Here is a 13,137-nt window from a genome sequence, read left to right on the forward strand (position 1 = left end):
CCTTGCCGATCCCGTATGCGCCCGCGGCGGGCGAAGCCCTGGACTCCTGGCTGGAGTTTCTTGCCGCTCGTCTGCACTGTCGGTACGCGGACGTCCTGCGTTCGCTGGGGCTGCCGATGCGGGATGTGACTCTGGCCAAGCCGATGCTCCCGCGGTGGGCCGTGCTGGCCACCGGTGAGGAGACCCCCGGGATCGCTGCCGTGGCCGGGATCGCCGAGAAAGTGCTCACCGCGATGACGCTGCGCCGGTTCGACGGACGTGCGGTGGCGATTCAGGTAGGTCAGCGGCGAGTGGAGCGCCGGTCGTTGTGGGGGCGGGCCGGATCGCGTTTCTGTCCCTCCTGCCTGTCCGACAGCAAGGGACGCTGGCAGGTGACCTGGCAGCTGAGCTGGTCCTTTGCCTGCACGCGGCACCAAGTCGTGCTGGCCGACCGCTGCCCGGCGTGCCAGCGGATTCCGCGCTTGCACGCCCACCCGCGCCGGGAGATTCCCCGCCCGGGTCTGTGCGCGAGCCCGGCGCCCAACGGGCCGCGCGGTCGGCGCTGCCATCACCCGCTGAGAGCCAAGTCCGTTTCCGCTGCCGGCCAGGCGGCACAGTGGCTTACCGAGCGGGTGGCTGCCACCGGCCGCGCCCTTCACCCCGGCAATGTCGCCTCGTTGGGCGGCACCGTCTCGCCCAGTCTCCAAGCGGCGCTGCGCTGCAGCCGGGAGGCGAAGGTGATGCCGGTGGCCCGGCTGCGCCACCGCACCGCCGTCGCTTCCACCCGCTCCCCTGGCAACCAGGACGCCAGGGCCCGGATGCTGCCGAACGCCCTGTGGCCCGAGTGGAGCCTGCGCCTGGCGCCGTGGCACCCCAGCGGCAAGCCGGTGGCGCGACGAGTGGACGAACTCCTCGCCGTCGCTTGCTTGTTGGTCGGCAACAGCACCGCGATCCGCGCCGCCGCCGGTCTGACGGGCACCACGGTCAGCAGCCACAATGTTGCGAGCCTGCTCGCGGAGCTGACCCGCCGCCGCGACTGCGCCGGAGTCCTGCACGCCCTGGTCCTGCTCGCCGACCACCTCGACCAGCACGGCAGCCCCATCGACTACGCACGCCGCCGCGCCCTGTTCATCCCACGCGCCCGCTTCATCACTCCGGAGCGTTGGTACGACCTACAACGCCGCATGCGCGCGAACCACCTCCCTGACATCACCCACGCCAACCGCTGGATCTTCCACACCCTGACCGGCACACCCCCGCGTCTGGCACACCCTTCCATCGCGCCGACGACACCCTCACAGCGCCAGCAGTACCTGCGATTTCGCTGGCGCATCCTGCCCGCCGAGGCCGAACTCCTCACCCACACCGCACGCGCGATCCTCGACGAGCACGACATCGACGAACCCCTCCAGTGGGCCCCGCGCCTCGCCCCTACAGCCCTTCGCCCACTGACCTTGCCGGGCCCCGCCCCGGACAGCATCACCGTGGCCCAACTCCATCAGGCCGTGCCTGTCGGCGACTTCTCCATCGCCCAAGTCGCCCACAGGCTCAACACCACCACAGCGCACGTCATCTACTTGCTGTCCCGACACCCGGTCGACTGGAGTCCTCCCGGTTCCGGCGCACCCAGCACACCGCCACCCGCATCGGGCAATGGCGCACCTGGTACGAACACAACTAACTCTCCCTTCACGACATCGCCGACCGCGAAGGGACGAGCCTGGCTACCGTGCGTCTTGCCTTCCTCAAGAACGATGTCCCGATCCGCCCACCAGGAAGCTTCCGACGCCGGTTGTGAACAGAGGATGGGTCCCAGACGACCCAGCGGCGACTCTGCGGGGTCCGCTCCGTGCGCATGCGCACACCGCTCCCACCCGCATCACCGAATGCGATCAATTTCGACGAGGCGGAACCTCGAGGGAAGAGAAGCTTTCCGCTGGAGATGCGCTATGTCCATTCACGAGCAGCACTCGTGGGCGGAGTCGCTTGCGCTGCAACTGGTGCTTGCTGAGGTGAGAGCCCCCGCCGGGCCGCACTCCGGGGTCTCCCGTTCCCTGCTCGCCCCATTTCCGCTCGTCAGGCCGTACCTCAGAACGAGTGTCGCGATCACCTCGAAGAGAGTCGTTCGCGGCACTCGGCCTGGATGCGGACCGTCCGTGGCGTCGGTGGGGCAAGCAACCGGCTGCCTGCGACGGAATACATCCAGGCGGCGCGCACCGCGAAGGCACGTGAGCTGCTGGAGCTGACCAACGAGCCGGTCGCCCAGATCTCCCACAGCGTCGGCTACCTGGACGTGTCGAACTTCCGGCGACTGTTCCGGCGCGCTACGGGCGTCACGCCGTCGGAGTACCGGCGCCGGTTCGGCGTCGCGGCACGAGTCAGCTGAAAGGAGGACCCGTCGGCGGGTCAGCCAGCAAGGATCCGGTCCACGCCCTCGCGATAGCTGGTGACCTGGAATCCGGGAAAGCGGGCCGCGAACTTCGAGCTGTCGAAGATGTTGTCGTCGCGGTATCGGACGAGCAGCTCGTACATCTCGTCGAGCGGCTTGACGAAGCGGCGCCCGACGCGGAAGGCGAGCATCGGCAGCACCGTGTAGCCGATCTTGTGGCCGGTGACCTCACCCGCGATCTGGATGAGCTGGGCGTAGGACTTCCGGTCCGGATCGACCGGCAGATGCCATGTCTGGCCGTAGGCATCCGGCGTGTTGCCGAGCAGGGCGAGAGCGCGGCTCGCGTCCGGGGTCCAGATCAGGGAGCGCTTGGCGTGGGCGTTGACGGGGACGAACGGCCGCTTGCCCGCCTTGATCCGGTCGAACACCAGCGAGTTCGTGTAGCTCTTCGTCCGGCCGGGGCCGTAGAACTCGGGCGCCCGGCCGATCAGGGCGTCGACCCGGCCGGCCCGCATGGCTTCCAGCAGCATGGTGGCGATCTCGGCGCGGACCCGTCCCTTGCGTCCGCCAGGTGCGAATGCGGCCGCCTCGGTCTGGGGCGTCGCCGTTCCGGGATACATGTAGGTGTTGTCGAAGAAGACGAGCTTAGTGCCGTGTTCGGCGCAGGCGTCGATGACGTTGCGCATGATGACGGGGAACTGTCGCTCCCACAGCTGTGAGTCCAGGGGCAGGCCGACGGTGAGGTAGGCGATGTCGCTGCCCGCGACGGCACGGCTGGTGGCGTCGGCGTCCGTGAGGTCTGCGGGCACGAGCTCGTCGGTTTCGTTCACTCTCGACGGCTTGCGACTGACGAGGCGGATGTCCTTGGTGTGGTTGCGGTGGAGCTCGTTCACGAGCTCGTCGGCGATGGGTCCGCCGGCGCCGAGCACGGTCTGCATGGCTCTGGTCTCCTTGAGATGGATGGTGCGGGTGGTGACGACAACTCAACTGCGAGCGGCGTCGTGCCACCACGTGACGATGCGGTCGACGACCGTGGCCGGAGTGCGGACCCAGCCGATGTGGTCGTGGGTCGAGCCTTCGGGCCGCTGTTCGCTGGTGTGGTGCCAGCGTGTCACCGAGGCAGGCGCGAAGAGGCGATGCGCGAGGTCGTCGACCGTCTTGAGCGGCGACAACGCGTCGTCGGCCAGGCTGATGACGAGGGCAGGGGTGGTGATCGGCTGGTCGACCGCGTACGGCGGTCGGCCGGTGAGCACCATGCGGGCCCATTCCCGCATCAGGGTGCGTGCCCCGGGGCCGCCGAACGCCGGCTTGGGGAGGTAGCCGAACACCGCCGTCATCGCCGGGACCACCAGCGCCGCCATCGCAGCGACGTGGAGGCCCCTGTAGGGGTAGTGCCGGTAGTGCGGGATCGCGCCGGCGACGGTGATCACTCCGTCGGCCGGCGGGCGGGTGAGCTCGTGTCCGGCGACGAGCTGTCCCCCGAGGCTGTGACCGAGGAGGAGCACGGGCCGTGCGGGTTGCTGCGCCCGCGCGGCGGCGACGGCGTGCGCAATGTCGTCGATCTCGTCGCGGTAGGCCCAGTCCTCACGTCGGCTCGCCCGTGGTTCGCCGCGCTCGAACCCTCGCCGGCGCAGCGCTCGGGCCTGCCACCCGTGTCGCTCGAACTCGGCGGCCAGGGGCCGGTAGTAGCCGGAGCCGATGGCCATCGCCGGTGAGATGAGAACGATCGGCGTGCCGGCGCCGCCCTTGTCAGCGTCCGGCATGGGTCGCCGTCTGCGAGGTGAGCACGGTGAAGGAGATGCCGGCGTGGCCGAGGCGGCGCAGCAGGTTCTCTCCCATCGCGGTGGCGGTGGTGACCTGGCCGGCGGTGGGCGGGTTGTCGTCGAAGGCGAGGCACAACGCCGACTCGGCCAGCATTTTGGCTGTCTCGGTGTAGCCGGGGTCTGCGCCGCTGACCTGGGTGTGCACCCTCTGACCGCCGCCCTCGCCGGTGATGTCGACGGTGAACCAGGTGCGATCGCGTCGCTCCGCAGAGGGTCCCTCTCCTTGGGGGATGCGTCGGCCGATGGCGCGGCGCAGGGGCGGGATCTGCACGGCAGCCAGAACTGCGGTGAAGCCGGCCAGTGCGCCGGCGACGGTCACGGCGCGCCGGGCCCCGGCGTAGTGGGAGTAGGTGAAGTCCGGCCCGTAGTCCGTGCGGGCGAGCGCGGAGCGGCGTACGACGTCGGGGTCGATGGTGGGCAGCGGGATCAGCCAGGTGTCGAGCGTGCGGTCGCGGCGGGGGAGGCCGGTGCGGGTGCGGACCTGCCGGCCGGGCGGTCGCGGCTCGAGACGGCGGCGTCCGGCCGCAGCCTGCAGCATCGCGCGCGGTCGCGACAGCTGGCCGAGACCGGAGTGCAGGGTGCCGCCGGAGACGGTGGCGTTGGTGCGGACCACTCCCCGAAGGGTCACTGGCACATCGTCCGGCAGCTGCTGGACGGTGAAGAGCGCACCGAGGTCGTGCGGGATCGAGTCGAAGCCGCAGGCGTGAACGAGGCGAGCACCGGTCCGCTCGGCGGTCGCGTGGTGCTCGATGTACATGCGGTCGACGAACTCGGGCTCGCCGGTGAGGTCGACGTAGTCCGTGCCGGCCGCGGCACAGGCAGCGACCAGTGGTTCGCCGTGCTCCAGGTAAGGGCCGACCGTGGTGATCACGACCCGGGCAGACTCGGCGACGCGGGCCAGCGAATGCGGGTCCGAGGAGTCGGCGTGGAGCAGCGCAATGTCCCCCAGCTGCTGGTTGATCCGGAGGAGACGGTCGCGGACGGCCTCCAACTTGACCTGGTTGCGTCCGGCCAGTGCGAGCCCGGCTCCGGGAGGGAGGTGGGAAACGAGGTAGTCGGCGGCCAGACCGCCGGTGAAGCCGGTGGCGCCGAGCAGTACGACGTCGAAGGGGCGCGGATGCGGGCGTGGGGACATCAAGTCTCGGATCCTCCGGAGATGCACTATGTTTACAGTGCTCACAAAGCGTAGGAGGGTGAAGTAAGCAGTGTCAACTTCAGAGAAGAGCGGCTACCACCACGGCGACCTGCGGGCGGCGCTGGTGTCGACCGCGATGGAGATGCTGGAGGGCGGCGAGCCCTTCTCTCTGCGTGCCGTCGCACGCCGGGCCGGCGTGTCGCCGACCGCCCCCTATCGCCACTTCAAGGACCGCGACGCCCTGGAGTCCGCGCTGGCCGTCGAAGGTTTCCGGGATTTGCTGGCCGACCTGGGCGGCGGAAGCGATCTGCCCGCGTCACTTCCGGACCTGGCCGAGTTCGCCGTCGCCTATGTCGCCTTCGCCCTGCGTCGCCCGGCCCTGTTCCGCGTGATGTTCGGCAAGCCGTGCGATGACGCCGATGACGAGCGGATCAAGGCCGCCGAGGCCCTGCACGAACTGCTGACCGAAGCGCTCGATCACGTCTTCCCCGACGCGGACGCCTCGGCCCTGGCGTCGGCCGGGTGGGGGCTCGCCCACGGGCTGGCCTGCCTGTATCTCGACGGCAAGCTGCAGGCCGCGTCGGGCGAGGAGGTCGCCTGCCGGGTACGCGGCGCCTTCCTCGCCATCACGTCGGTCGGCTCCTGACGCAGACCGTCCGCCCGTCGCGCCCCTCACGCCTCCATTGTTGACGGTGCTCACATCCCGTGCAATCGTCGGTGTTTACACCGCTCACATTGGAGGAGAGGGCCCATGGCATCCCCCGGCAAGCCGACCGACCGGACCGTAGAGGTCGATCTCGGAGGGCATCTCGTCACCGTCCCAGAAGGCGGCCTTTACGACCGGTTCCGCATGGACACCGACCTCGACGAGGTCGAGCGGGACCCGCGGGTCAGCAACGTCGACTTCTTCCGCCGGATACCGAAGAGCCGCGTGGACTCCCGCATCGGGCCCACGCTGACGCCCAACTTCTACTACCGCATCTCCACGGCCCGGCTCACGATGCTCGCGCCGACCAAAGCGATCCGGGCCCGCCTGCCCCGGGAACTGGACCCGCTCGAGATCGCCCCGGGGCTCGGGATCGTCTCCGTGATGACCTTCCGGTACGACGTGTGCGACATCGACTTCTACACCGAGGCCGCGGTCGGCATCGCCGTAAAGCCGGCCAGGCACGGCGGCCTTGGCCTGCTCGACCTGGTCACCGGGCTCAAGAACGACTCCCTGCACTCCTACGTCCTCTCGCTCCCGGTCAACACCGAGATCGCGCAGGTACGCGGCCACGACGGCTACGGGTTCCCCAAGTGGGTCACCCACCTCGACGTCGACATCGACAACAACCGCACCTTTGCCAGGATCGCCAACGACCAGGGCGGCCTCGACCTCGCACTGTCGGCGCCCACCCCGAAGCAGACCACCCGGCCCAGCGGCGAACACGTCTCGACCCTGACCTCCTACACCACGATCGACGGCGCCTGGCACTCCACCACCAGCCAGATCAACATGCTCTCCTCGGGAACCATCCGCTTCCCCCGCGGCCTCGACCTCCAGCTCGGCCAGGGCCAGGTGAGCGACGACCTGCGCTCCCTGAAGCCGATCCGCACGATCCAGCTCGACGTCACCACCGAGGGCCAGCTGGCCCTGCACATGCCCGTGCCCACCTCCATCCAGGACCGGAGCTGAGACCGCGATGACCACCACCACGGACACCGGCCGTCTCCAGGCCGCCCTGCCGACCTCGCTGACGCCGGACCGCCTCGCCCGCCTCTCCAACCTGGTGGCCGCCGGTGCCCGCGCTCAGCACATCACCACGACCTCGCCGTACACCGGCACCCCGCTCGCACACCTGCCGGTCTCCACCCCCGACGACGTCGAGGACGCCTTCACCCGGGCACGTACCGCCCAGGCCGGCTGGGCGGCCACCCCGGTGGCCGACCGCAAACGCATCATGCTGCGCTTCCACGACCTCGTCCTCCAGCGGCAGGCGGAAGCCCTCGACCTGATGCAGGCCGAGAGCGGCAAGACCCGCCGGGACGCGTTCCTCGAGGTGAGCGACATCGCGATCACCGCCCGCTACTACGCGCGCAGCGCGCGGGCTCTGCTCTCACCCAAACGCCGCAAGGGCGCGATCCCGGTGCTGACCCACACCACCGAGCTGCGCCACCCCAAGGGCGTCGTCACCGTCATCTCTCCCTGGAACTACCCGCTCAGCATGGCCGCCGGCGACGCCATCCCGGCCCTGATGGCAGGCAACGCCGTCGTGCAGAAGCCCGACACCCAGACCGCGCTGACCGCGCTGTGGGCGCTGGCCCTGATGCGCGAGGCCGGACTGCCCACCGATGTCTGGCAGATGGTGGTCGGCCGTGGCAGCTCCATCGGAGACGCGCTCATGGCCGGCGGGAACTACATGATGTTCACCGGCTCGACCGCCAGCGGGCGCCGGATCGCGCGTGAGGCGGGTGAGCGGCTGATCGGCGCGTCCCTGGAGCTCGGCGGCAAGAACGCGATGGTCGTCCTCGCCGACGCCGACATCGAGAAAGCCGCCGCCGGCGCGGTCGCCGCCTGCTTCCCCTCGGCCGGGCAGCTGTGCGTGTCCATCGAGCGGCTCTACCTCGCCGATGAGATCTACGACGCTTTCGTCACCGCGTTCGTCGAACGCACCCGGGCCCTGCGCCTGGGCGCGGCCTACGACTTCTCGATGGACATGGGATCGCTGACCACGCCCTCCCAGCTCGGCACCGTCAGTTCGCACGTCGATGACGCGGTGTCGAAGGGCGCGACGGTACTGGTCGGAGGCAAGGCCCGGCCCGACCTCGGGCCGCTGTTCTACGAGCCGACGATCCTGGCCGATGTGACGCCGGAGATGACGCTGTTCGACCAGGAGACGTTCGGCCCGGTGGTGTCTATCTACCGCTACCGGTCGGTCGACGAGGCGGTGGCGATGGCCAACGCCACACCGTACGGCCTCAACGCAAGCGTCTGGGGCCGCAACGGCGCCCAGGCCCGCACGGTCGCGGCACGGCTGCACGCCGGCACCGTCAACGTCAACGAAGCGTTCGCCGCCGCCTGGGGCAGCATCGACGCCCCCATGGGCGGCATGGGCGACTCCGGCATCGGCCGACGGCACGGCGCCGACGGGCTGCTCAAGTACACCGAAGCCCAGACCGTCGCCCACCAGCGCCTCCAGGGCTTCACCCCGCCCCGCGGGATCGGGCACGAGCAGTGGGCGCGGATCCTGACCCGGGCGTTCAAGACACTGCGCGCCCTGGGCGTCCGCTGACCGACCAGAAGCCACGGCGGCCCGCCACCTCGCCGTCCCGGTCCGCATGAAAGAAGATCAGCCATGCCCAAGCGCGTCCTCAACGTCGTCACCAACGTCGGCCACTACGCCGACCCGTCCCACGCCACCGGCCTGTGGCTCTCCGAACTCACGCACGCCTGGCACGTCTTCGAGGAGCACGGCTACGAGCAGACGCTCGTCAGCCCTGCCGGCGGCGCGGTGCCGCTCGAACCGCGTGCGCTGAAGTTCCCGAACTACGACAAGACCGCCAAGGCGTGGCGTGCCGACGCCGACAAGATGGCGCTGCTCGAGAGAACCGCGAGCCCGGACCAGATCGACGCGGCCGAGTACGACGCGATCTACTTCACCGGCGGTCACGCGGTGATGTACGACTTCCCCGACAGCGAGGGCCTGCAGCGCATCACCCGCGAGATCCACGAGCGCGGCGGCATCGTCTCCTCGGTCTGCCATGGCTACTGCGGCCTGCTCAACACCCGGCTCTCCGACAGCTCCTACCTCATCGCCGGCCGCAGGATGACGGGCTTCGCCTGGACCGAGGAGGTCCTCGCCCGCGTCGACAAGCTGGTCCCCTACAACGCTGAGGAGCAGGCCAAGCAGCGCGGCGCGCTCTACGAGAAGGCGACACTCCCGTTCGTCCCCTACGTCGTGACCGACGGCAACCTCGTCACCGGCCAGAACCCGGGCTCGGCCAAGGCCACAGCGAAGAAGGTCATCCAGGCCATCGAGGGCAACGCGTCGAAGGAGCAAGGCTGAGTCGAGACGCAGTCCTCCCGTGACAGATGGTCGTCGGATCGGCGTCGCTGAAGACCGCGCTCAACGTCAACGGGAGTGACCTCGCCTGACCGCCAGTTATCCCCGGTAGACACCCGTACCGTCACCGGCCTGCCGGGGCCTGAGACGGTCACCCTGCGAAGCTCTCCGGCGCAACCATGATCAGCAACGGATTACCTGCCTCGCGCAGTGACTCAGTACAGGCCCGCTAGACCTCGACCAAACACCACGAAGCGATCGAGGAAGTGCCGCAGTCGTGAGACAGGCCGCCAGTGTCCTCGACTTGAGACCGACGAAAAGTCGCCGGTCAACAAGGACACCCAAGGCCGCGAGCCGGGAGAGCATACAGGGTACGCCCGGCGCGGACAGGGCGTGGCGCCGGGCGCGGTCACCTCGCCCCCTGCGCGGCCCCCTCGACCGCGTCGCGCGGCCCAGCGAGCCTCCACGTGCTCGCTCAGTGCCCCCCGGTCGCCCGCCGCTGCCGCAGCGCCGCGACCCGGCGGTACAGCTCCACCGCCTCCGTGCCGCGCCCCAACTGCTCCAGGCAGTGCGCCTCGTCGTTGCGGCTGGCCAGCGCGTCGGGGTGGTCGGCGCCGAGGACCTGTTCGCGGGCCGCGGCGACCCTGCGGTACTCGGTGAGCGCGTCGGCCCAGCGGCCCAGCCAGCCGAGGCCGACGGCGACCTCGCGGCGGCTCACCAGGGTGTCCGGGTGGTCGACGCCGAGCACCCGCTCGCGGATGGCGCACACGTCCCGCGCCTCCGCGAGGGCCTCCTCCCAGCGCCCCTGCCGCCCGAGGTTCACGCCGAGGCCGTGCCGGGCCCGCAGCGTCTCGGGGTGGGCGGGGCCGTTCACGCGCGTGCGGTCGTCGATCAGGTCGCGGTACAGCTCCAGGGCCTCGCCGCTGCGGCCGAGCCTGCCGAGGCTGATGCCGACCTCGTAGCGGGCGGCGAGCGTGTCGGGGTGGTCGGGACCGAGCGCCCGCACCCGCGCGTCGGCCACCTCGCGATAGGTCTGCAGGGCCTCGGGCCAGCGCCCCAACTGGCCGAGGGCGTAGGCGACTTCATAGCGCGTGACGAGGGTGTCGGGGTGCGTCGCGCCGAGCACGCGTGCGCGGGCCGCGGCCACCTGCTCCGCGAGGCGGTAGGAGTCCTCCAGGCGGCCGAGGCGGCTCAGGTTGTACGCGAGGTTGTGGCGGCAGCGCAGCGTGTCCGGGTGGTCGGGGCCCACGGTGCGCTCGCGGACGGCGAGCACCGAGGTGTACGTCTGGTGGGCCTCGAAGTGCCGCCCGAGCTGGCCGAGGACGTACGCCATCTCCTGGCGGGCGGCGAGCGTCTCCGCGTGCTCGGGGCCGAGCGTGCGCTCGCGGCCCTGGGCGACGCGGCCGTACTCGCGCAGCGCGTCGGCGGCGCGGCCGGTGCGGCTGAGCGTGAAGCCGACCTCGTAGCGGCTGGCGAGCGTGTCGGGGTGGTCGGGGCCGAGGGCGTGTTCGCGCTCGGCGGCCACCGCGCGGTGCACTTCGCCCGCCTCGTCCCACCGGCCGAGCCTGCCCAGGCTCAGGCCCGCGTTGTGCCTGCTGGTGAGGGTGGCGATCAGCTCCGGTGGCGGCGTGGGACGTTCGGAGCCCCGGGGGGCCGCGGACCGGCGCGCGTCCCTGCGCGGGATCCACTCGCCGGTCAGGCCCGCCGCCGTGTCGGGCGGGGTGGCGCGCAGGTCGGACGCGCCGGCCGCCTTGTGCCCTGTGGTCATGCCACGGGTCCAGGAGGGCAGGCGCGGCTCGTGGGACGGCAGCGGTTCGGGGCGCCGCACCGGGGGCGTGGCGACCGTCGGCACGTACGAGGACGAGCTGCGTCCCGTGGCGATGCGGCGGCCCAGCTCGCGGGCGTCGTCCGGCCGGTCGGCGGGGTCCTTGGCGAGCAGGTCGAGGACGATCCGGTCGAGGTAGGCGGGCAGCTCGGCACGGTGCCTGCGGGGCGGCTCGGGCGCGGTGTCGCGGTGCCCGACGAGCACGGCCCAGGCGTCCTCCAGGTCGAACGGCGGGGCGCCGGTGGCGATCTCGTAGAGCACGCAGCCGAAGGAGTACAGATCGCTGCGCTGGTCGACGGGGTCGCCGCTGATCTGCTCGGGCGACATGTAGTGCGGGGTGCCCATCGCGATGCCCGTGCCGGTCAGGCGGGAGGTGAAGCCGATGTCGGCGCCGAGACGGGCGATGCCGAAGTCGCAGATCTTCACCGTGCCGTCGGCGAGCCGCATGATGTTCGCGGGCTTCAGGTCGCGGTGCACGATGCCCTGTTCATGGGTGTACGCGAGGGCGGCGGCGACCTGGTCGGCGATCTCCACGACGTCGGCGACGGGCAGGGGGTGCTGTTTGTTGTCCTCCAGGAGCTGGCTGAGGTTGCTGCCTTCGAGGAGCTCCATCACCAGGTAGAGGACGCCCTCGTACTCGCCGAAGTCGTGGACGACGGTGACGCCGCGGTGCTGGAGCGCGGCGGCGACCCGCGCCTCTCGCCGGAAGCGCTCGCGCAGGACACGGGTGAAGGACTGGTCGTGCTGGGGCCCCATCGGCTTGAGGCACTTGACGGCGACCTGGCGGCCGAGCGACTCGTCGCGCGCCCGCCACACCTCTCCCATGCCGCCGCGCCCGATCAGATCCAGGAGTCGGTAGCGGCTCTGGATCAGCCTGGTGTCCGCCATCGCGTGCTGTCGCCCCCGTTGTTTCGCTGCGCCCTCCCCGGCCCGTCCAGTATGGCGTCCCGTCTGTCGAGTTTGTACGGTGCCGGGCGGCTGCCGGGACCGAGCCGGGCCACCGCGCGCAGGATGTGCTTGGGCGGAAGTTGCCAGCGCGCACGCGCGGGGACGCGGCGCAGGAGGGTGCCGGCGCGGGCGAGCCGGCGGGTGGCCTCGGCGGGCGGCGGGGCGGCCCTGCCGTACAGCTCGTGGGCGTACGGCGGCAGGGAGGCGTACGCCAGATCGGCCACACGCCGCCACAGCAGGGCGCGCGCCGGGACGAGCAGAGGGTGGACCGGCGGGCGCCGCAGGAAGTCGTCGACGGCGCGGGCCTCGGGCCCGGCGGCGAGTTCGGGCCGCACCTTCTCGAAGTACGCGGCGAGCCCGGCCGTCGACGCGGGGACGCCCGCGGGGTCGAGCCCGACCAGACGGGCGCTCTGCCGGTGCTCGGCGACGTAGCGGTCGGCCTGCGCGTCGGTGAGGGGGAACCCGGAGCGGCGTACGACCTGGAGGTAGGAGTCGATCTCCGCGCAGTGCACCCAGAGGAGCAACGCGGACTCGTCGACGCCGTAGCGCTCCCCCGTCTCCGGGTCGGTGGCCTTGAGCATCGTGTGAATCCTGCGTACGCGCGCGCCGGCCTTCTCGGCGGCTTCGGTGGTGCCGTAGGTGGTGGTGCCCACGAAGCCTGCCGTCCGCATGAGGCGGCCCCAGGCGTCGTTGCGGAAGTCGGAGTTCTGCATGACGCCGCGGACGGCCCGGGGATGCAGGGCCTGGAGGTAGAGGGCGCGGATCCCGGCGATCCACATCATGGGGTCGGAGTGGGCCTGCCAGGTCACCGAGTCCGGGCCGAAGAGACCGGGGTCGGGCGCGGGTATGTGCTCGGTCATGGTGCGGCCCCCTCCTGGCGCGTTTTCCTGACCGTCGAAGTGTGACCAGGATGCGCGCCGGACACCAGGCACCGCCCGCCGTCCGGAACCGGCCCCGCCATCGATCAGGATTCGAGAAGCGCCGGGGCCCTG

Annotated in this window: 11 protein-coding genes; 6 read left to right on the forward strand and 5 right to left on the reverse strand. The window is 70.9% G+C overall.

All coding sequences use genetic code 11. The features are described 5' to 3' along the window. Window positions 1-2 precede the first annotated feature (2 nt). Both AB0L89_RS30940 and AB0L89_RS30945 read left to right on the forward strand, forming a co-directional pair. On the forward strand, window positions 3-2,225 hold the full coding sequence (locus AB0L89_RS30940) for a TniQ family protein (RefSeq protein ID WP_365148182.1): 2,223 nt from the start codon (window positions 3-5) through the stop codon (window positions 2,223-2,225). Then, window positions 2,123-2,365, forward strand: coding sequence for a helix-turn-helix transcriptional regulator (locus AB0L89_RS30945; protein ID WP_365148185.1), 243 nt, complete (start codon window positions 2,123-2,125; stop codon window positions 2,363-2,365). Before AB0L89_RS30940 ends, AB0L89_RS30945 begins: the two co-directional genes overlap by 103 nt. 20 nt (window positions 2,366-2,385) lie before the next feature. On the opposite strand, the gene AB0L89_RS30950 is transcribed toward AB0L89_RS30945, so the two are convergent. From AB0L89_RS30950 to AB0L89_RS30960, 3 genes are read right to left on the reverse strand one after another with little or no spacing between them, the layout of a single operon-like run. Beyond that, a complete protein-coding gene (locus AB0L89_RS30950) occupies window positions 2,386-3,306 on the reverse strand; it encodes an NAD-dependent epimerase/dehydratase family protein (RefSeq protein ID WP_365148188.1) in 921 nt (306 codons plus the stop codon). A 45-nt stretch (window positions 3,307-3,351) separates the two neighbouring features. Then, window positions 3,352-4,131 (reverse strand): alpha/beta fold hydrolase, encoded by a 780-nt coding sequence (locus AB0L89_RS30955; RefSeq protein ID WP_365148191.1) that lies wholly within the window; start codon window positions 4,129-4,131, stop codon window positions 3,352-3,354. Next, window positions 4,118-5,326: a saccharopine dehydrogenase NADP-binding domain-containing protein gene (locus tag AB0L89_RS30960; protein ID WP_365148194.1), complete on the reverse strand. Its 1,209-nt coding sequence runs from the start codon at window positions 5,324-5,326 to the stop codon at window positions 4,118-4,120. The genes AB0L89_RS30955 and AB0L89_RS30960 overlap by 14 nt, the downstream gene beginning before the upstream one ends. Before the next feature lie 70 nt (window positions 5,327-5,396). Here AB0L89_RS30960 and AB0L89_RS30965 point away from each other — a divergent pair, with 70 nt between their 5' ends. The 4 genes from AB0L89_RS30965 to AB0L89_RS30980 all read left to right on the forward strand — a co-directional run bounded on the left by AB0L89_RS30965 (window position 5,397) and on the right by AB0L89_RS30980 (window position 9,375). Continuing rightward, window positions 5,397-5,972 carry a TetR/AcrR family transcriptional regulator gene (locus AB0L89_RS30965; protein ID WP_365148197.1) on the forward strand — a complete coding sequence of 192 codons (576 nt, stop codon included), beginning with the start codon at window positions 5,397-5,399 and terminating at the stop codon, window positions 5,970-5,972. 105 nt (window positions 5,973-6,077) lie between these two features. Beyond that, window positions 6,078-7,004, forward strand: coding sequence for an acetoacetate decarboxylase family protein (locus tag AB0L89_RS30970; protein ID WP_365148200.1), 927 nt, complete (start codon window positions 6,078-6,080; stop codon window positions 7,002-7,004). A 7-nt stretch (window positions 7,005-7,011) separates the two neighbouring features. Further along, entirely contained in the window at window positions 7,012-8,601 is a 1,590-nt protein-coding gene (locus tag AB0L89_RS30975) for a succinic semialdehyde dehydrogenase (RefSeq protein ID WP_365148203.1), read from the forward strand. A 63-nt stretch (window positions 8,602-8,664) separates the two neighbouring features. After that, complete coding sequence (locus AB0L89_RS30980) at window positions 8,665-9,375, forward strand: type 1 glutamine amidotransferase domain-containing protein (RefSeq protein WP_365148206.1); 711 nt, start codon at window positions 8,665-8,667, stop codon at window positions 9,373-9,375. A 472-nt stretch (window positions 9,376-9,847) separates the two neighbouring features. On the opposite strand, the gene AB0L89_RS30985 is transcribed toward AB0L89_RS30980, so the two are convergent. Both AB0L89_RS30985 and AB0L89_RS30990 read right to left on the reverse strand, forming a co-directional pair. Further along, window positions 9,848-12,085 carry a tetratricopeptide repeat protein gene (locus AB0L89_RS30985; RefSeq protein ID WP_365148209.1) on the reverse strand — a complete coding sequence of 746 codons (2,238 nt, stop codon included), beginning with the start codon at window positions 12,083-12,085 and terminating at the stop codon, window positions 9,848-9,850. Next, entirely contained in the window at window positions 12,067-13,005 is a 939-nt protein-coding gene (locus tag AB0L89_RS30990) for an oxygenase MpaB family protein (protein WP_365148212.1), read from the reverse strand. Before AB0L89_RS30990 ends, AB0L89_RS30985 begins: the two co-directional genes overlap by 19 nt. Window positions 13,006-13,137 lie beyond the last annotated feature (132 nt).

Source organism: Streptomyces sp. NPDC052114, from assembly GCF_040680155.1.
GTDB lineage: Bacteria > Actinomycetota > Actinomycetes > Streptomycetales > Streptomycetaceae > Streptomyces.

Coding starts and splice junctions, on each gene's coding strand:
- AB0L89_RS30945 (WP_365148185.1), top strand. CDS start 2,123: ATGCGGACCGTCCGTGGCGTCGGTGGGGCAAGCAACCGGCTGCCTGCG.
- AB0L89_RS30950 (WP_365148188.1), bottom strand. CDS start 3,306: ATGCAGACCGTGCTCGGCGCCGGCGGACCCATCGCCGACGAGCTCGTG.
- AB0L89_RS30955 (WP_365148191.1), bottom strand. CDS start 4,131: ATGCCGGACGCTGACAAGGGCGGCGCCGGCACGCCGATCGTTCTCATC.
- AB0L89_RS30960 (WP_365148194.1), bottom strand. CDS start 5,326: ATGTCCCCACGCCCGCATCCGCGCCCCTTCGACGTCGTACTGCTCGGC.
- AB0L89_RS30970 (WP_365148200.1), top strand. CDS start 6,078: ATGGCATCCCCCGGCAAGCCGACCGACCGGACCGTAGAGGTCGATCTC.
- AB0L89_RS30975 (WP_365148203.1), top strand. CDS start 7,012: ATGACCACCACCACGGACACCGGCCGTCTCCAGGCCGCCCTGCCGACC.
- AB0L89_RS30980 (WP_365148206.1), top strand. CDS start 8,665: ATGCCCAAGCGCGTCCTCAACGTCGTCACCAACGTCGGCCACTACGCC.
- AB0L89_RS30985 (WP_365148209.1), bottom strand. CDS start 12,085: ATGGCGGACACCAGGCTGATCCAGAGCCGCTACCGACTCCTGGATCTG.
- AB0L89_RS30990 (WP_365148212.1), bottom strand. CDS start 13,005: ATGACCGAGCACATACCCGCGCCCGACCCCGGTCTCTTCGGCCCGGAC.